Here is an 18085-nt window from a genome sequence, read left to right as displayed (position 1 = left end):
CCCGGCGCGAACCCGCCACCGTGGGGCGTCCGCGAGCGCGCTGGAGTCGGCACACGGCACGCATCGAGCGCGGAATCAGCTGTTGCCGCGAACCAGTTCGGCGCCGAGGGCCGCCAGTTCCGCCCGTACCTCCGGGGGGCCGACGACTTCCACGTCGGCCCCCCAGCCCGCGAGTTGCCTGGCGACCATCTTCGCCGTGTCCGCGGTGATCTCTGCGCGGATCCGGCCGTCGTCCGCGGGGCCGAGCAGGGTGCAGTGGCGACCCTGCTGGTCGGCGAGGATCGGGGCCAGCGCGGTGGAGACGAGCACAGTCGCGGCGACGGCGGAGCGGCGCTGCTCCATCCTGGTCACGATGCGCGCCCACTCCGCCTGCAAGTCGAAATCGGCCGGCCGGTCGAAGGATTCGTCGAGCAGCGTGACTTCGCCGACCCGATCGAGGCGGAAGGTCCGGCGACCGCGGTCGGTGCCCGCGATCAGGTACCAGATCGTTTCCTTCTCCACCAGGCCCCACGGACTCAGCTCGCGCACGGTGCGCTCGCCGAATCGCACGTATTCGATGCGGACCCGGCGGCGATCGACCACCGCCTGTTGCAACGGGGCCAGCGCCGCGGGCGGCCGCGGGTCGGGCCGGCCCCAGCGGGCGGGGTCGACGACGACGGCGTCGGCCGCCGCGGCGGCGTCTTCCCGGAAGGTCTGCGGCAGCGCCCGCACCAGTTTGCGCAGCGCGGACTTCAGTTCGGGCGCGGCCTGCGCGGCCGGGCCTGCCAGCAGGAACAGCGCGCGCGTCTCCCCCGCCGTGAGCCCGGACAGGTCCGTGCGGGCACCGCCGATCAGCGACCACCCGCCGCCGCGCCCGGCCTGCGGATAGACGGGGATGCCCGCCGCCGACAAGGCCTCGAGATCGCGCCGGGCCGTCGCCACCGACACCTCCAGCTCGGCGGCGACCTCCGCGGCCGTCACCCGGCCGCGCGCCTGCATCAACAGCAGGGTGGCCACCAATCTGTCCGCTCGCATACTCGGTGATTCTGCCGAACAAAGTGCTCATTCGGTGAGCACTTTGCCTGGCAGAGTCGTTCTCGACACCGACGACGACCAAGGAGCCGACATGCTGCGCGGAATGGCCACCACCACCTACTACGCCGACGACCTCACCGCCGCCAAGGACTGGTACACCGAATTCCTCGGCCTCGCCCCGTATTACGAGGTGCCGGGCGGCTACTACGAATTCCGGGTGGGCCCGCTGCAGGCTGAGCTCGGCATCATCAACCGCGCCTACGCCCCGGCGGGCGCGCACAACGCGCCCGGCGGCGGCGGAGTGGTGTTCTGGCAGGTCGACGATCTCGCCGCCACCTTCGCCCGGCTGCTGGAGCTGGGCGCCACGGAGTACGAGCCGATCACCGCGCGGGGCGACGGCGAAGGTTTCGCCACGGCCGCGGTGCTCGACCCGTTCGGCAATGTCCTCGGGATCATGAGCAATCCACACTTCGTCGCCATGACCGAGCGGGAAACATCGCGGCACTGAGCACGCGATGTCGTGATTTCTCGCGCGACCAGGTCAGGCGGGGAACCAGCGCTCGAGGACGGTGGCGACGCCGTCTTCGAGCACATCTCCGGTCACCTCGTCGGCCAGGGCGCGCACCGGTTCGGGCGCGTTGGCCATGGCGACGGAATGGGCGGCCCAGCCGAACATCTCGCGATCATTGAAGCCGTCACCGATCGCGAGGGTCGCGGCCGGATCGATGTCGAGGGTCTGCCGGAGTCGTTCGAGCGCCCAGCCTTTCGACACGCCCTTGCGCGACACCGTGACCCACGGACCGAATTCGCCGTGCACCCAGGACGCGTCGGGGACCTCGAGCGCCCCGAGCAGGCGCACCATCTCCTCGGCCGTACCGCTGGGCCACCAGCCGTTGAGGCGTGGTGTCGGCGCGCTACTCAGCGCCTGGTGGTCGACGAGCAGGAATTCGCCGATCGGGAATTCGCCCGGCCCGTGCCCGGTGGCCCAGGTCCCCTCCCCCACGCGTTCGGCCGCGAAGATCATGTCGGGGAACAGGGTTCGCAGTGCCAGGACGGCGGGCGCCGGGTCGAAGGACTGCACCGCGAGCGGCTCGCCCCGCGCCACGTCGACGTGCACGGCGCCGTTGGAGCACAGCGCGTGCCCCTCGGTGAGCCCCAGGCCCTTCAGGACCGGCAGCGTCGTCACCACGGTGCGCCCGGTGGTGACCACCACGTGCGCGCCCGCCGACACCGCGGCCGCGACCGCCGCCGACACCCGTGCGCTCACCTCGAACCCGTCGACGAGCAGCGTCCCATCGACATCGAGCGCGATGAGTTCCGGCGCTCCCCCACGTACACCCATCACCCCATTGTGCCCGGCCCGACCGACACCCACCCGCGATTTCGGGACCGAGAACGGCACGGCAACCCCCTGCCGCCGCCGCGCGAAAAGCGGCGTGATCAACGAGGTTTCGCCCGAGTCGCGCCACGTGGTTCGCCGTCGCCACGATGCGGATGTCGACGGGACCCTCGGCATCAACGCCCAACAGCAGCTACAGATGTGTCCGTGGCGATCGACAGCCGCGGCGCATCGACCGTCGCACGCGGTGACTCGGTGATCCACCTCTATAGGTGGTCTCCACAGCACATGGCGCACGGCCGCAACGGCTCGTGTGCGAGCAGGGCCAAGAGCGCGTCGTCTCGGTGCCGCGCCGGCGATCTGGCCGGTCTCGATCTCCAGGTTCGGCACACGATCATCGCGGGCCCGCGCGAAGCAATGCCTCGAACCGGTCGCATCTGCCGGGTTCCAGCCCTATTCGCGATTCGAAGCCGCTCCAACGAAAGCCGTAGCTGCGGCATCGGACATGACACCCGTGCCGCACTCACTACTCCGCCGGTCGAGCCGGTACGCGGCGAAGGGCCTGCCCTGCCGGACGAACGGTCTGATCCACCCTGGATGGCGGTCCGCTCAGCGGCGGGAACCCCCGCCACCGCCGGCGCCCCCACCGCCACCGCCGGACGCACCGCCGGAGTCGCCACCACCGGAGGCCGCACCACCGGAGGTGCCGCCGCTCGACGTACCACCGCCGGACGTACCGCCGTTGGAGGCACCGCCGGATGTGCCGCCGGACGAGGCACCTCCGCTCGAAGTACCGCCGGACGCACCGCCACTCGTCGCGCCACCGCTAGACGCACCGCCGCTCGCGCCACCCGAGTCGCCGCCGGACGCACCACTTCCGCCGGACACACCACCACCGGCCGCACCGCCACCCGAGGCACCGCCGCCGGACGCGCCGCCGGAGTCACCCCCGCCGGACGCGCCGCCCCCGCCGGTGCCGCCACTGGACGTTCCACCGCCAGAGGTCCCACCACCCGATGCCCCGCTCGAGGACGAGCCGCCGTCCGTACCGCCGGTCGATGCGCCGCTGTCGCCGGTGCCGCCGGGCGAGGTCGTGCCGCCGGTGGTGCCACCGGGCGAGGTCGTGCCACCGGTACCGGTGCCGCCGCCGGACGTCCCCGTGCCGCCGGTCGACGTGCCGGGTGTGCTCGTGCCCGTACCGGTTCCGCCCGTCGTGGCGCCACCGCTCGGTGACGGGTCGACGCCCGGAATCGAAGCCCCCGGCGACGTCGAGGTTCCGGGCAGCGAGGAGCCCGGAGTTGTCGACGTGCCCGGAATCGAGGGCGAGGTTCCGGGCACCGAGGGGTCGACGGGGCCTGGGCCTGTGATGGGGTCCAGATCGGGCAGATCAGGGGAACCGGGGTTGGTCGGAACGTTCTGCGGCTGCGTCGACTTGGCGAAGGGCAGCGGGTTGATGAAGCTGGCCGGGTCGCCGTAGGTGGTGCGGGCGAGGACCGGCGACTTGCAGTCGTTGCGGACGTCCTGATGGCCACCCCCGCCCCGCTCCCCCGCACCGGACTTCTTGCTCACCGGCTTGTTCGGCGCCACGATCATCTCGTACGCCGTCTGTGCCGCGGCGGCCGCGCTCGCGACGCGCACGCGGGCGGTGTGCGGGTCGATATCGCCGACCAGCCCCGAGGTCTGGGCCGCGACGAAGTCGGCGCTCATGTCGTAGAGCAGCGCGTCGGCGGGCGCACCGAGCACGGGGAAGCGTTCGAGCGCGGGCGTCAGGCCGGGATCGAAGGGGCTGCCGAACACCGTCATCGCCGACATGGCCAGCGCGGAAACGACGGCGGCGCTGGAGAATACGGCCACATGCGGCGCGGACGGACCGTGCTGCTGCACGGGTGCGAAGGTGCGGGCGGCGAGAGCCGCCGCGCCCGCGGCGACCACCTGGCCGGGATCGGCGACGGTGACGAGCGGGACGCCGAGTTCGGCGAGGGTCTGCGCCACCTCGGGCGGACGGGAAGCCCCGCCGACGACCAGGATTCGCGACAGATCGGCCAGCCGCAGGCCCGCCGCCGCCACGGTCTTGCTGACCAGCGGGAAGGTGTCGCGGATGTGTTCGGTGCGCAGCGCGTCGATGTTCACCATCGAGGTGAGCGTCTGCGTCGCGCGGCCCGAGCGCGGTGACCCGGCATACCGGGCGACCATCTCGCCCAGCGGCTTGCCACCGAAGTCGGTGCAGCGCACGGGAGTTCCGATCATCGGATGATGCGGCCAGTCCGGACCGACCCGCAGCACGGTGAGGTCGAGACTGTTCGCGCCCAGGTCGTAGACGAGCACGAAGCCCGGCGCGAGCGGGCCCTGGTCGGCGTCGAGCCACTCGGCGGCGGCGACCGGCTCCGGCGCGAGCAGCACCTGCCCGGCCCCCGCCAGATGCAGCGCCTGCCCGAGGAGCGCGACCTGTTTGTCGGAATACACTGCCGGATAAGTCAATACGACACCGGGCGCCGGCTCGGCCAGCTCGATGAGCCCGGTGGCGACGGCGGCGATCAGATTGGTCGCCGAGTAGAACCGGCCCCCGATCACCATCGGCTCCGGCTCCCGGCTCAGGTCCGCGAAATCAGTGACGGCCGAGGCGAATTCGTTGATCGCCCCGATGCGGGGGCGCCCCGCGTCGTCGAAGGTGAGTGCGGTACGCCGTGTGCGCACCGTCGGCTTGGCCGGATCCTCGGCGGCGACCGCCGTCATCGCATTGACCGTACCGATGCTTAAGCCCAGACCTCTGGTCATGTAATTGCTATCCCGTCAACGCACCGTGACCACGTCCAGCACGCGAGCGCACCATGTGGCCGCGGTCGTCTTCCAAACAGCCCGCATAGATTAACCGGCATAAAGCCGAATTGCTGCCCGATTGATACGAGACACAGGACCTTTGGCCCTTGCACGAGGGTTTTCGCAGGTAGAGATGCTTACGGTCACGCGTCCAGTCCCCTGAACGGCATGTCGGCGACCTGCAGACTCCGAGAAGCAGCTACCCGGGAGTAATCGCAATAAGCCCCCAACGATTACATTCCTAAGGTTTGTTATCGCCCACTTCTGGCACACTTACCGACTGGTAACCGATTCAATTACTACTCGAATGAATTCGAAAATCGACATTTCGATACACCGCATAATGAAGTAGACGCCAAACCCAATGACACGTCAATAGCGGAGGCAGATCTGGTCCGCACCGTGTCGACGGACGGGTGCGTGCACGCCGAAGGCCCGCCCCGGAATACCGGGACGGGCCTTCGGTTCTCGTGGAATCAGCCGCGGGCGAGCAGTCGCTTGAGCGAACCGTGCCGCGGCGGCAGCGCCGCGCCACCGGCCACGGCCTGCGGTCGCCGCGCGCGCACCAGCCGGTCGAACTCCTGCGCGTCACGGGTGGGCTCACGCAGTGCGCCACTGTTGAAGTCGGCGGCCAGCTGCTCCACCGTCTCCTGCGCGCAGGACTTGTTGGTGCCGATGAAGCCCGTCGGTCCGCGCTTGATCCAGCCGGTCACATACGTTCCGGTGACGACGTCGCCCGCGGGCGCTGTCAGCACGCGGCCACGCTCGTTCGGGATCACGCCGCGCGCCTCGTCGAACGGCAGGTCCTTCGTCGGCACGCCGCGGTAGCCCACCGAGGTGAGCACCACACCGGCTTCGAGCAGCTCGACATCGCCGGTCGGCACCGCGCTGGTCCGGCCGTCGGCGTCGGTGACGAGCTCGTTGCGCTCGACCCGCACGCCGGTCACCGTGTCGGTGCCGACGATCTCCACCGGTGAGGACAGGTAGCGGAACACGATCCGGCGACGTGCGCCGAACGGACGGTTCGCGACGCTGTGCAGCAGCCGCAGCTTCTGCTCCACCTTGAACGGCAGCTCCGCGGTGACCTCGGGCAGCTCGCCCTCGATCGCGATGTCGATGTCGGCGGCCAGCAGGCCGACGAATTCGGGCACCGTGAACGCCGATTCGGCCGGGCCACGACGTCCCAGGATCACGACCTCTTCGACCTTGCTCTCGCGCAACGCCTTCAGCGCGTGCGGGGCGATGTCGGTGCCGGCGAGAGTGGCCGGGTCGACGGTCAGGATCCGGGCCACGTCGAGGGCCACGTTGCCGTTGCCGACGATGACGACGCGCTTCTGATCCAGATCGAACTCGTCGTCGACGTGCTCGGGATGACCGTTGTACCAGGCGACGAAGTCGGTGGCCGACACATTGCCGGCCAGCCCCTCACCTGGGATGCCGAGCTTGCGATCCGAGGACGCGCCCACGGCGTAGATCACGCCGTGGAAGTGCTCGAGCAGCTCGGCGTGGCTGATGTGCTTGCCGATCTCCACGTCCAGGTAGGTCCCGAAGTCCTCCTGCTTCGACATCACGTCGAACAGGTCGGCGACCTGGCGGGTGCGCTTGTGATCGGGCGCGACGCCGAGCCGGGCCAGGCCGTAGGCCTGCGGCAACCGGTCGAACATGGTCACCGCGACGCCGGGCTGGGTGAGCAGCTCGTCCGCGGCGTACATCGCCGACGGACCCGACCCCACGATCGCCACGCGCAGCGGCGAACGCTGGGTGTCGATCGCGGGCGGCATCACCGGGCGAGCCAACGTCGGCCGGTCCCGCTGGATGCGGTAGAAGTCGGCGTTGATCTCGATGAACGGCTTCTGCTCTTCGGTCAGCTTCTTCGACGAGGTGATCGCGTCGACGGGGCACGCGGTGGCGCAGGCGCCACAGTCCACACAGGCCGCCGGATCGACGTAGAGCATCTCCGCGCTGAGGAAGTCCGGCTCATCCGGGGTCGGATGAATGCAATTCACCGGGCATGCGTAGACGCACGAGGCGTCGCTACAGCATGACTGGGTAACGACATATGGCATATGGCTATCGTCTCAGGCGGCGTGCTTGGCGGAGCGCTTGGGCTCCGAACGGTACCGGCTGGACGGGCCGTCGATGCCGAGCAGCTTCCACACCTTCTTGGCGACCGGGTTCATCAGCCCGATCTCCTCGGCGAGGGCGCGCACGTCGATGAAGTAGTCGGCGAAGACCTGCTTGGACTCCTTGGAGCCGTAGAACAGTTCCTTCTTGACTTCCTTCGGCATGTCGAACTGCTTGAAGAAGGTCTTCGGCGGGGTCGCGATGGCGCGGCCGAGCACGAACATGACGATCGGCATCGCGATCGAGAGCACGAACTTGTTGACCGCGGGCTGCGCGGGCACGTTCTTCTTCAGGAACTCGTGGGCGAAGGAGATGTGACGAGCTTCCTCGGCCACGTGGATCGCCATCACGCCGCGCATGATCGGGTGGATGTCATCGCCCGAGCGCAGGATGTCCTTCTGGATGTGGTCGATCGGCTCCTCGCCGGCGAGCACGGCCATGAAGAAGAAGTTGGGGAACAGCGCACCGGCCGGGGCGGCCAGGTGGCGCAGCTGACGCACGAGCGGGTTCATGCCCGGCACGTCGGCGACGCGGTTCACCATCTCCTGGAACATCAGAGTGTGGTTGTGCTCTTCGATCATCTCGTGCGAGCAGTACCGGAACTCCGGGTCGTTGTTCTTCAGGTTGAAGATGTGCTGCATCATGCCGATGATCAGGATGGCCTCGAACTGCAGGCCGACCTTGGCCACATTGGCCTGGCGGACCTTGCCGATCTCGATCTTCTTGTCGAGCGGCAGCGCCTGGTACCAGGGGTGGCGACCGATGGGGTCCGCCGAGGTGACCAGGACCCAGCGCTCCGGCTTGTGGTTCGGGTCGAAGTCCGGGTTGTCCCAGTCGATGTCCTCGAACGGGTCGAAGTGACGGTTGACCGACGCCTCGGACAGCATCAGCAACTTCTCGGCGTACGCCTGAGCCTCGGCGACTACAGGATCGACGTCAGGGGTGGTGGGCGCAGACATCGTCGTCACTGCCTCTCCTCAAGGGACGTTTACTGTTTCCAATAGTTACACCTACGAGGAGTCACGTCAACTCCGACACCGTCCGAATTCTCCGTGTCCGGCGTGGCGAAATCCGCGGAGAAAAAGCTACTCACCAGTAAAAACGGCTCTACCTGTGACACTGCGTCATGCACACCCGCGCGGGGGCCGGGAAAAACAGTTCCCGCTCGGCTCCGGCGTTTCGCCGTGCGAACCGGCGGTACCGGTTATCCTCCCGCGGCACAGAACGCGATGGCCGGGCAGTGGCTGTTCAGCAACACTGCCCGGCCGGGTCGGGACAACCGGTCAGCTCGTCGGCAGATCCGGGATGCGGGTGGCACGGGCGTAGACCGTCTCCCCCTCGCTCAGGTGCAGCGCGGCGGCGTCACCGCGGGTCACCTGCGCGGCGAACTGATCGCCGGTCGCGGCGTTGCGCAGTTCCAGCCGCACCTCGAAGCCGAGCCGGACGATGCGTTCGACGGTGGCTCTGGTGACGCCTGCGGATTCCGCGGTGCCCTCGTGCTCGGCCAGCGCCATGGACGGATCGCGGCCGATCCGGATGTCGTGTGGCCGGACCAGGTGGCCGTTGAGCCGCGCCACCGCGCCGAGGAAGGACATGACGAACTCGTTGGCGGGCCGGTCGTAGACTTCCTCGGGCGAGCCGACCTGCTCGATGCGGCCCTTGTTCATCACCGCGATCCGGTCGGCGACGTCGAGCGCCTCCTCCTGGTCGTGGGTGACGAGCACGGTGGTCACGTGGACCTCGTCGTGCAGACGACGCAGCCACTGCCGCAGATCGGTGCGCACCTTCGCGTCCAGCGCGCCGAACGGCTCGTCGAGCAGCAGCACCTGCGGATCGACGGCCAGGGCACGGGCCAGCGCCATGCGCTGACGCTGACCACCGGACAGCTGCGCCGGATACCGGTGCTGGAAACCGTCGAGGCCGACGATGCCGAGCAGCTCGTCGACGCGCTTGTCGATCTCCTTCTTCGGCCGCTTGCGGATGGTCAGGCCGAAGGCCACGTTGTCGCGCACGGTCATGTGCTTGAACGCGGCGTAGTGCTGGAACACGAAGCCGATGTCGCGCTTCTGCGGCGCCACGTTGGTCACGTCGTTGCCCGCGATCGTGACGATGCCGCCGTCGAGCGACTCCAGGCCGGCGATCGACCGCAGCAGTGTCGACTTGCCCGACCCCGACGGGCCGAGCAGCGCGGTCAGTTCGCCGGAGGGGATGTCGATGCTGACATCGTCGAGAGCGGCGAAGGAACCGTAGTTCTTGCGCGCGTTGGTCACGGTGATCATTCGGAGCCCCGCTTGCGTTCGAGGAGAGTCATCAGGAGAAGAACGACCAGCGCCATGGCCATCAGCAGTGTCGCCGCGCTGTAGGCGCCGAAGGTGTTGTGGTCGTTGATGTAGCGGCCGTGCACCAGCAGCGTCAGTGTCTGCGAGCGGCCGGGCAGCGCGGTGGAGACCATGATCACCGCGCCGAACTCGCCGAGCGCGCGGGCCACGGTGAGGACGACGCCGTAGGTCAGGCCCCAGCGGATGGCGGGCAGGGTGATCCGCCAGAAGGTCTGCCAGCGCGAGGCGCCGAGGGTGGCCGCGGCCTGTTCCTGGTCGTCGCCGATCTCGTGCAGCACCGGCTCGACCTCGCGGACCACGAACGGCAGCGTCACGAAGATGGTGGCGATGACCATGCCGGGCAGGCTGAAGATCACCTTGAAGCCGAGTGACTCCAGGCCACCGAACCAGCCACCGGCGCCCCAGAGCAGGATCAGCGAGACACCGACGACCACCGGCGACACCGCGAACGGCAGGTCGACGATGCCCTGCACCAGATTGCGCCCGGGGAACTTGCTGCGTACCAGCGCCAGCGCCGTGATGACGCCGAACACCACGTTCAGCGGCACCACGATGGCCACGATGATCATCGACAGCTGGAACGCCGAGATCGCCGCGGGCGTGGTGACCGAGTCGAGGAACGCGCCGATCCCCCGCTCGAAGGTGCGCCACAGGATGATCACCAGTGGCAGCACGAGCAGGATGAACAGGTAGCCCAGGGCGACCGTGCGCAGCGAGAGCCGGGTGAACAGCGACAGCTTCATCGGGCCGCCTCTTCCTTCCGCGCGGTGCGCTCGGCCAGCAGGCGCAGCACGAGCAGGCTGGCGAAGGAGATCGCCAGCAGCGCCACCGACACCGCGGCCGCGTTGATGGGCCGGTCCACCTCGATCTGCTGCTGGATGTACTGCGAGGTCATCTGGGTCTCGCGCGGGATGTTGCCGCCGATCAGCACGACCGAACCGTATTCGCCGATCGCCCTGGCGAAGGCCAGACCGCCGCCGGAGATGATCGCCGGCGCCAGCGTCGGCAGCACGATGCGCCGGAAGGTGATCCAGTTGCTCGCGCCCAGCGAGAGCGCGGCCTGTTCCACTTCCTTGTCGACCTCGATCAGCACCGGCTGCACCGAGCGCACCACGAACGGCAGCGTCACGAAGGCCAGTGCCACCACCAGACCGGGCTGGGTGGCGTTGAGGTGGATGTCGATCGGGCTGTTCGGGCCGTAGAGCGAGAGCAGCACGATCGAGGCGACGATCGTCGGCAGCGCGAACGGCAGGTCGATCAGCGCGTTGACGATCCCCTTGCCGGGAAACTCGTCGCGCACCAGCACCCAGGCGATGAGCGTGCCCATCACCACGTTGAGCACGGCGACGACCACCGAGACGCCGACCGTGATGCGCAGCGAGTCCAGGGCCGCGGGCGCGGTGACCGCGTCCCAGAAACCCGACCACCCGTCCTCGAACGAGCTGACGGTGAGCGCGGCCAGCGGCAGCAGCACGATGACGCTCAGCCACAGCACGGCGACGCCGATGCCGACCGGGCCGACCGAACCGGTCACGCGCAGCCACTCCCGGCGACGGCGCGCCGGCGCGGATTTCTCCAGGTTCACGGCAACGCCGGGATCGGGCGTTTCCCCGGTCCCGGCGTGCCCACTGCTGTCAGTCACAGTTGTCCAGTATCGCGTGTGTGCTGGATCACGCCTACTTGGTGGCCTGGTCGTAGATGACCGCGACCTTGCCGGTGCCCTGCGCGAACAGTTCCTTGTCGACGACCTTCCAGCCACCGAGGTCATCGATGGTCCACAGCTTGGCCGGGGTCGGGAAGTCCTTGGCGAACTCGGCGGCGACCTTCGGGTCGACCGGGCGGAAACCGGCCTGCGCCCAGGCCTTCTGCCCCTCCGCGGTGAACAGGAAGTCACGGAACGCGGTGGCCTTGGCCAGGTTCTTGGAGTTCTTCAGCACCGCGACCGGGTTCTCGATCTTGAAGGTGGTCGGCGGGTTGATGTGCTCGATCGGGTCGCCGTTGCGCTCGGAGAAGATGGCCTCGTTCTCGTAGCTCAGCAGCACGTCACCGGTGCCCTGCAGGAAGGTCTCGGTGGCTTCGCGGCCCGACTTCGGCTGCACCTTGACGTGCTCGGGCGAGATCAGCTGGCTCAGGTAGTCCAGGCCTGCCTGCGGGTTCTTGCCGCCGTCGCTCTTGGCGGCGTACGGCGCGAGCAGGTTCCACTTGGCCGAGCCGGAGCTGAACGGGTTCGGGGTGACGACCTCGACACCCGGCTTCAGCAGGTCGTCCCAGTCCTTGATGCCCTTGGGGTTGCCCTTGCGCACGACCAGGGTCACGACCGAGCCGAAGGGGATGCCCTTGCTCGCGTCGGCGTTCCAGTTCGACTCCACCAGGCCGGCGTCGACGAGGCGGGTGATGTCGGGCTCGACCGAGAAGTTCACGACATCGGCTTCGGCGCCGTCCTTGACCTTGCGCGACTGGTCGCCCGAGGCTCCGTAGGAGGCCTGGATCTGGACGCCCTTGCCCGCATCGGTCTTGTTGAACTCGGGGACGACCTTGTCGAAACCAGGCTTGGGGACGGCGTAGGCGTAGAGATTGAGAGTGCCCCCGCTGCCGTCGGCTCCGGTGCCGCCGCCGTCGGTGGAGTCGCTGGCGCCACCGCCGCACGCGGTCAGCGCGACCGCGGCGACAGCAGTGAGAGCGATGGCGGCGGCGCGGCGGCGCGAGCCGATCCAAGTGGTGCGAGACATCGGGGTGAACCTTTCAGGAAAGGACCTGCGATGCAGCGGTTTTCGCTGCCGCAGGGAACGCTCTTGTCGATCGGTAGACCTGCCGTGCACGGAGCGACACGACAGTTGGCGCGACTCGGGCCCAACGGCCCCCGGAGTAACGGACTACGACTGCGAAAGGAAAGCGCGCGCCAGTCTACTGGGCAGAAACGCGCAGAAGCGTCCGGTGGCCGATCATCGACAGAGGATGTCCGCGACCGCGAGGTTGCCGACAGCGATCAACGCCAGCTCATGGCGGATCTGCGGGGCGACACTCGACGACACAGGCAGACTGTAGCAGATTGCGACATGATGATTCGAATCGGCGAGAGTTCAACTTCGAGGGGGGATTTCATCCTATGACCATGGCTCCAGACCGCGTACGCGCGCGCTTCCCGGAGATCAGTACCCGCGCCTGGGAGCATCCGGCCGACCGCACCGCCCTGGTCGCGTTGCGGGCGCTGACCGGGTTCGACACCGTGCTCAAGGCCCTGTCCAGCTTGCTGCGCGAGCGCCAGCACCGGCTGCTCTACCTGGCGACGGCCGTCCGCGTGGACGATCGCCAGTTCCGCACGCTGCACGAGCTGCGCGCGGACTGCGTCGGTGTGCTCGACGCGCGGTCGACGCCGGAGATGTACGTCCTGCAGGACCCGACGGTGAACGCCTTCACGATCGGGATGGACAAGCCGTTCATCGTCCTCACCACCGGCCTGCTCGATCTGATGGACACCGAGGAACTGCGCTTCGTCATCGGCCACGAGCTCGGCCACGCCCTGTCCGGGCACGCGGTGTACCGCACGATGCTCATGCATCTGCTGCGGCTGTCGGCGTCGATCGGCTGGATGCCCGGCGGCGGCTGGGCGCTGCGCGCGATCGTGGCGGCGCTGATGGAGTGGAGCCGCAAGTCGGAACTGTCCGGCGACCGGGCCGGTCTGCTGTGCAGCCAGGACGTCGAGGCCTCGGTCCGGGTGCACATGAAGACCGCGGGCGGCACCTGGCTGAAGGAGATGAACCACGGCGCCTTCCTCGACCAGGCCGACGACTACCTGCGCTCGGGCGACCTGCGCGACGGCGTGCTCAAGCTGCTCAACCTGGAACTGCAGTCGCATCCGTTCTCGGTGTTGCGGGCGGCGGAGCTGCGCCGCTGGATCCAGTCCGGCGAGTACGACCGCGTGCTCGGCGGCAGCTACCCGCGCCGCGAGCACGACCGCGACGCGCGCATCAGCGAGGAGGTCAAGCACGCGGCACGCAGCTACCGCGAGTCCTTCGACCAATCCGACGACCTGCTGATCCGCACGGTCCGCGACCTGGGCAAGGACGTCGGCGCGGCGGTGAGCACCGTCAGCCAGGAAGTCGGCCAAACCGTCGCCGACCTGGGCAAACGCCTCACAGACTGGCGCCGGAACTAGCGTCACCAGGTAGGCGGCGCGCCGGCGCTCCGCCTACCTGGTGAAGAACCAGGCGATGACGACGAGTACGAGCAGGGCGACGAGGGCGAGCTGAACGCGGGACCGTGGCATCAGCGGGCACCACTGCCGACGGTCGGGCGCGCAGGCGCCGCCACGGTCGCGGGGATCGGGGCGCCGTCGGTGGGCTCGTCGCGGCGCAGGGCGCGGAAGATCGCGCGCAGCGTGCGGTCGAGCAGGTAGGCGATGGCGAAGCTGATCGGGACCATGCCGACCAGCACGACGAGGAACTGGGGGATGAAGGGCAGCCCGGCTACCCAGAGTTCGAAGCCGTCCCACCAACCTGCGATGCGTTGCACGCGCCCAAGACTAGTCGGTCGTCGTGAACGGGCGAATTCCGCGGCCGTGACCTGCCGCTTCACGAAGCCGACACCCGCGCGCGGTGGACGAGTGGCTGGTACCGCCGTGATGATGGGGTATGGAGTCTTCCAGTGCCGACAAACTGCCGATTCTGAGTCCGGTCTCCTCCAGTGGTCGTCGCGGCGCCTTCCCGCCGATCGACGACTACGCGTTCCTGTCCGACTGCGAGACGAGCTGCCTGATCGCGAGCAGCGGTTCGGTCGAGTGGATGTGTGTGCCGCGCCCCGACTCCCCCAGTGTGTTCGGCGCCATCCTGGACCGCAGCGCGGGACACTTCCGGATCGGGCCGTACGGCAAGCACGTGCCCGCCGCACGGCGCTATCTGCCCGGCGGCATGATCCTCGAGACGACCTGGCAGACCGAGACCGGCTGGCTGATCGTGCGCGACGCGCTGGTGCTCGGCCCCTGGCACAACAACATGGCCAGGTCCAAGACCCATCGCCGCACCCCGATGGACTGGGACGCCGAGCACGTGCTGCTGCGCACGGTGAAATGTGTCAGCGGCACAGTCGAATTGGAGATGAGCTGCCAGCCCTCGCTGGACTATCATCGCGGCGGCGCCCGCTGGGAGTACACCGGCAAGGTCTACGAGCAGGCCACCGCGGTCGCGGTCAACCATCCCGACGGTGGACCGTCGCTGGTGCTCAACACCGACCTGCGGCTGGGCCTGGAAGGGCGCGAGGCGCGGGCGCGCACCAGGATGAGCGAGGGCGACGCCGTGTTCGTCGCCCTGTCGTGGTCGGACCTGCCCGCGCCCGCCACCTTCGACGAGGCCGCGACGAAGATGTGGACGACCGCGGAATGCTGGCGGCAGTGGATCACCCTCGGTGATTTTCCCGATCATCCGTGGCGCAGCTACCTGCAGCGCAGCGCGCTGACGCTCAAGGGCCTCACCTACGCGCCCACCGGCGCGCTGATCGCGGCCGCCACCACCTCGCTGCCGGAAACCCCCGGCGGGGAGCGCAACTGGGACTATCGCTACACCTGGGTGCGCGACGCCAGCTTCGCGCTGTGGGGCCTGTACACCCTCGGGCTCGATCGCGAGGCCGACGACTTCTTCAACTTCCTCAACGACGCCACCACCGGCGAGAACGGTGACGCGCTGCCGCTGCAGGTGCTCTACGGCATCGGCGGCGAGCGCCGGATCACCGAGGAGGTGCTGCCCGAGCTGTCCGGCTACGACAACTCGCGTCCGGTGCGCATCGGCAACGCCGCCTACAACCAGGACCAGCACGACATCTGGGGCACCATGCTCGATGCCGTGTACCTGCACGTGAAGTCGCGGCAGCAGGTCCCGGAATCGTTGTGGCCCATGCTGGAACGCACCGTGAACGCGGCGATCTCGCGGTGGCGCGAACCCGATCGCGGCATCTGGGAGGTCCGCGGTGAGCCGCAGCATTTCACCTCCTCGAAGGTGATGTGCTGGGTCGCGCTCGACCGTGGCGCTCGGCTGGCCCAGCTGCACGGCCAGTTCGAGCGGGCCATGGAGTGGTTCGACATCGCCGAGGAGATCCGCGCCGACGTGCTCGCCAAGGGCGTCGACGAGGAAGGCGTGTTCACCCAGACCTACGGCGGCCACACGCTCGACGCGTCCCTGCTGATGATCGTGCTGACCCGGTTCCTGCCGCCGGAGGACCACCGGGTCAAGGCCACGGTACTGGCCATCGCCGATCGGCTCACCGTGCACGGACTGGTGTTGCGCTACGACACCGACACCACCGACGACGGGCTCAGCGGCGAGGAGGGCACCTTCACCATCTGCTCGTTCTGGCTGGTCTCGGCGCTGGTGGAGATCGGCGAGCTCGAGCGCGCCACCCAGCTGTGCGAGCGGCTGCTCGGGCTGGCCAGCCCGCTGCGGCTCTACGCCGAGGAGATCGACCCGCACACCGGCAGGCACCTGGGCAACTTCCCGCAGGCGTTCACCCACCTGGCGCTGATCAACGCGGTGACCCACGTGATCAGGGCCGAGGACTCCCGGCAGGCGGGCCAGTTCCAGCCGGCGCACACGCCGTCGAACCGGCCGAACTGAGTCAGTAGGCGAGCCGCTCGGCGCGTTCGCGCAGTCCGGCGAGCGTCCGCAGTCCCGCGTCGATCTCGGTGAGGCGCAGCTCGCGCTGGTCGCCGTAGCGCAGGCCGGTCTCCTCGGCCGCGCGCAACGCCTCCTCGGCGGTGCGGCCGACCTCGGCCGCGATCTCGGTGTAGTGGTCGCGCAGGACCCGCTGCAGCGTGCGCAGCCGGTTGCGGGATTCCTTGCCCACCTGGAAGATCACGTCGTCGGCCAGCCGGGCGACGGCCACCTTGGCCTCGGCCTGCCTGCGCTGCTTGCGGCTGCGCCGGTCGTCCCACAGGGCGTTCACACCCAGCAGCACACCGGCACCCGCCGAGTACCAGTTGACCAGCGACATGCCGAGCAAACTGGTGGCCAGACCGACCATCAGGATGCCGCCGTAGGAACCGCGCAGCGCCGAGAGGGCCTGCTGTCCCACACTGGATTTCGCGCTCTCCAGCGTTTCCAGCGACTGCACCGGCTCGAGCACGTCACCGGGGTTGGTCAGGCGCAGCTCGGGCAGCGGCGGGGTGCGGTTGTCCGGCGGGAACTTCGCGGCGACCTGCTCGGCCAGTTCGACGGCGCGGTAGTGCGCCATCACGAAGTTCTCCTCGACGGCCTCGCAGATCCTGGCGTCGAGCTCGGTCGCGAACTCCGACCATTTGCGGGCCGGATCGGTGCGGGAGATCTCGGCCTCGGCCTCGCGGACCAGGGTGCGCAGGCGATGCCGCAGATCGTGTTCGATGTCGGCGCTCAGCTCGGAGCTGCCGTCGACGAGGGTGACCTGCCAGGTGGCAGTGCGCTGGCGCAGCTGGTCGGCCTCGGTGCGGGCCGCGGCCAGCCGCTGGGTGATCTCGGCCCGGCGCCGCGGATCGCGCAGGGTGTCGGCCTCGGCGCGCAGGGTGAAGCCGAGCTGGTCGGTGACCGAGGAGATGTCGCGTACCGCGGCGGCGACGGCGACCGAATCCGCCTGGGCCACCACGTAATCACGCAGGTGATCGATGAGCTGGGGCACGCCGGATTCGATGTCGCGCTGCTGGTCGCCCGATTCGCGCGACTCCCGGTGCAGAACCGCCGAGACCGGCGCGACCGCGAAGTTCAGCCCGGCGCCGTCGAGCAGGGCGCGGTTGCGGCGCTGGGTCAGCGACCACTGCGGGTTGCGGTCGATCTTGGTGAGCACGCACACCACCGACGGGCACACCTGCTCGACGCGGCGCAGGTATTCGAGCTGGGCTTCGGTGAGTTCGGCGGCGGAGTCGGTGGCGTAGAGCACCACGTCGGCGGCGGCGATCATCGACCAGGCGGCGCTCTCGTGGGTGGCGGAGCCCGGGGCGTCCATCACCACCAGGCCGTCGGCCAGCAGCGCGCTCGGTTCGGCGAACTCGGCGCGCAACACCCCGAGCGCGGTGAGCGCGGGACCGGGGTTCAGCGGGTCGACGGGCACCCGCTCGACGCGACCGCGCTGACCCGACTTCACCAGTGTGGCGGTCGGCGCCGGACCGTACTCGACGATCACCGGGACACTCGGCTTACCGTCGGTCGCGCTGACCGGCGTGCCGACCATGCTGTTGACCAGCGTGCTCATACCGGCCTGCGATTCGCCGACCACGACCAGACGCACGCGGGGATCGGTGAGCCTGGCCCGGACCATGCCCAGCCTGGCGTCGAGATCGTCGCGACCGCCGGTGCGGACCAGGTCCCGCAGTTCGTCGACGAGAGACACGACCGGAGCCATCACATCCGGATGCTTCACCGTCGCGGCCTGCAGTCCGGCAGCGGCAGACAACCTGTTCCTCACTCTCGTTGCATGAGCCCGGCCGAGACGCTGGGGG

Annotated in this window: 15 protein-coding genes; 3 read left to right on the top strand and 12 right to left on the bottom strand. The window is 69.0% G+C overall.

What is annotated here, in order from left to right:
- Positions 1-75 precede the first annotated feature (75 nt).
- Positions 76-1014, bottom strand: a complete 939-nt coding sequence (locus AB0H56_RS07765; RefSeq protein WP_357158799.1) for a YafY family protein — start codon at positions 1012-1014, stop codon at positions 76-78.
- 91 nt (positions 1015-1105) lie between these two features.
- On the opposite strand from AB0H56_RS07765, the gene AB0H56_RS07760 reads away from it, so the two are divergent.
- Positions 1106-1522, top strand: coding sequence for a VOC family protein (locus tag AB0H56_RS07760; protein ID WP_357158796.1), 417 nt, complete (start codon positions 1106-1108; stop codon positions 1520-1522).
- 33 nt (positions 1523-1555) lie between these two features.
- Here AB0H56_RS07760 and AB0H56_RS07755 read toward each other — a convergent pair whose 3' ends face one another.
- From AB0H56_RS07755 to AB0H56_RS07715, 9 genes are all read right to left on the bottom strand, one after another.
- On the bottom strand, positions 1556-2356 hold the full coding sequence (locus AB0H56_RS07755) for an HAD family hydrolase (RefSeq protein ID WP_357158793.1): 801 nt from the start codon (positions 2354-2356) through the stop codon (positions 1556-1558).
- Between the two features lie 606 nt (positions 2357-2962).
- Positions 2963-5086 (bottom strand): Hsp70 family protein, encoded by a 2124-nt coding sequence (locus tag AB0H56_RS07750; RefSeq protein ID WP_357158790.1) that lies wholly within the window; start codon positions 5084-5086, stop codon positions 2963-2965.
- A gap of 560 nt (positions 5087-5646) precedes the next feature.
- The gene (locus AB0H56_RS07745; RefSeq protein WP_357158787.1) at positions 5647-7236 is read right to left on the bottom strand and encodes an FAD-dependent oxidoreductase; all 1590 of its coding nucleotides are present in this window, start codon (positions 7234-7236) and stop codon (positions 5647-5649) included.
- A 12-nt stretch (positions 7237-7248) separates the two neighbouring features.
- Positions 7249-8253, bottom strand: a complete 1005-nt coding sequence (locus tag AB0H56_RS07740; RefSeq protein ID WP_357159195.1) for a diiron oxygenase — start codon at positions 8251-8253, stop codon at positions 7249-7251.
- A gap of 324 nt (positions 8254-8577) precedes the next feature.
- A complete protein-coding gene (locus tag AB0H56_RS07735) occupies positions 8578-9573 on the bottom strand; it encodes a sulfate ABC transporter ATP-binding protein (RefSeq protein WP_357158784.1) in 996 nt (331 codons plus the stop codon).
- Positions 9570-10376, bottom strand: coding sequence for a sulfate ABC transporter permease subunit CysW (gene cysW / locus AB0H56_RS07730; RefSeq protein WP_357158781.1), 807 nt, complete (start codon positions 10374-10376; stop codon positions 9570-9572). The genes AB0H56_RS07735 and cysW overlap by 4 nt, the downstream gene beginning before the upstream one ends.
- Positions 10373-11218: a sulfate ABC transporter permease subunit CysT gene (gene cysT / locus AB0H56_RS07725; RefSeq protein ID WP_357159192.1), complete on the bottom strand. Its 846-nt coding sequence runs from the start codon at positions 11216-11218 to the stop codon at positions 10373-10375. The genes cysW and cysT overlap by 4 nt, the downstream gene beginning before the upstream one ends.
- Before the next feature lie 91 nt (positions 11219-11309).
- Positions 11310-12362 (bottom strand): sulfate ABC transporter substrate-binding protein, encoded by a 1053-nt coding sequence (locus AB0H56_RS07720; protein WP_357158778.1) that lies wholly within the window; start codon positions 12360-12362, stop codon positions 11310-11312.
- 213 nt (positions 12363-12575) lie between these two features.
- Entirely contained in the window at positions 12576-12665 is a 90-nt protein-coding gene (locus AB0H56_RS07715; RefSeq protein ID WP_019045829.1) for an Ms4533A family Cys-rich leader peptide, read from the bottom strand.
- Positions 12666-12739: 74 nt separating this feature from the next.
- On the opposite strand from AB0H56_RS07715, the gene AB0H56_RS07710 reads away from it, so the two are divergent.
- Positions 12740-13789 (top strand): M48 family metallopeptidase, encoded by a 1050-nt coding sequence (locus tag AB0H56_RS07710; protein ID WP_357158775.1) that lies wholly within the window; start codon positions 12740-12742, stop codon positions 13787-13789.
- A gap of 110 nt (positions 13790-13899) precedes the next feature.
- Here AB0H56_RS07710 and AB0H56_RS07705 read toward each other — a convergent pair whose 3' ends face one another.
- Positions 13900-14145, bottom strand: coding sequence for a hypothetical protein (locus tag AB0H56_RS07705; protein ID WP_357158772.1), 246 nt, complete (start codon positions 14143-14145; stop codon positions 13900-13902).
- Positions 14146-14264: 119 nt separating this feature from the next.
- On the opposite strand from AB0H56_RS07705, the gene AB0H56_RS07700 reads away from it, so the two are divergent.
- Positions 14265-16235 (top strand): glycoside hydrolase family 15 protein, encoded by a 1971-nt coding sequence (locus AB0H56_RS07700; RefSeq protein ID WP_357158769.1) that lies wholly within the window; start codon positions 14265-14267, stop codon positions 16233-16235.
- A 1-nt stretch (position 16236) separates the two neighbouring features.
- Here the strand turns inward: AB0H56_RS07700 and AB0H56_RS07695 are convergent, their stop codons facing one another.
- Positions 16237-18039: a hypothetical protein gene (locus AB0H56_RS07695; protein ID WP_357158766.1), complete on the bottom strand. Its 1803-nt coding sequence runs from the start codon at positions 18037-18039 to the stop codon at positions 16237-16239.
- Positions 18040-18085 lie beyond the last annotated feature (46 nt).

The organism is Nocardia sp. NPDC050717 (assembly GCF_040654275.1).
Classification (GTDB): domain Bacteria; phylum Actinomycetota; class Actinomycetes; order Mycobacteriales; family Mycobacteriaceae; genus Nocardia.
The sequence above is the reverse complement of the archived record's forward strand: the minus strand, read 5'-3'. Positions and strand labels throughout refer to the sequence as shown.

Coding starts and splice junctions, on each gene's coding strand:
- cysW (WP_357158781.1), bottom strand. CDS start 10,376: ATGAAGCTGTCGCTGTTCACCCGGCTCTCGCTGCGCACGGTCGCCCTG.
- AB0H56_RS07735 (WP_357158784.1), bottom strand. CDS start 9,573: ATGATCACCGTGACCAACGCGCGCAAGAACTACGGTTCCTTCGCCGCT.
- AB0H56_RS07760 (WP_357158796.1), top strand. CDS start 1,106: ATGCTGCGCGGAATGGCCACCACCACCTACTACGCCGACGACCTCACC.
- AB0H56_RS07740 (WP_357159195.1), bottom strand. CDS start 8,253: ATGTCTGCGCCCACCACCCCTGACGTCGATCCTGTAGTCGCCGAGGCT.
- AB0H56_RS07750 (WP_357158790.1), bottom strand. CDS start 5,086: ATGACGGCGGTCGCCGCCGAGGATCCGGCCAAGCCGACGGTGCGCACA.
- AB0H56_RS07700 (WP_357158769.1), top strand. CDS start 14,265: ATGGAGTCTTCCAGTGCCGACAAACTGCCGATTCTGAGTCCGGTCTCC.
- AB0H56_RS07755 (WP_357158793.1), bottom strand. CDS start 2,356: ATGGGTGTACGTGGGGGAGCGCCGGAACTCATCGCGCTCGATGTCGAT.
- AB0H56_RS07720 (WP_357158778.1), bottom strand. CDS start 12,362: ATGTCTCGCACCACTTGGATCGGCTCGCGCCGCCGCGCCGCCGCCATC.
- AB0H56_RS07765 (WP_357158799.1), bottom strand. CDS start 1,014: ATGCGAGCGGACAGATTGGTGGCCACCCTGCTGTTGATGCAGGCGCGC.
- AB0H56_RS07710 (WP_357158775.1), top strand. CDS start 12,740: ATGACCATGGCTCCAGACCGCGTACGCGCGCGCTTCCCGGAGATCAGT.
- AB0H56_RS07745 (WP_357158787.1), bottom strand. CDS start 7,236: ATGCCATATGTCGTTACCCAGTCATGCTGTAGCGACGCCTCGTGCGTC.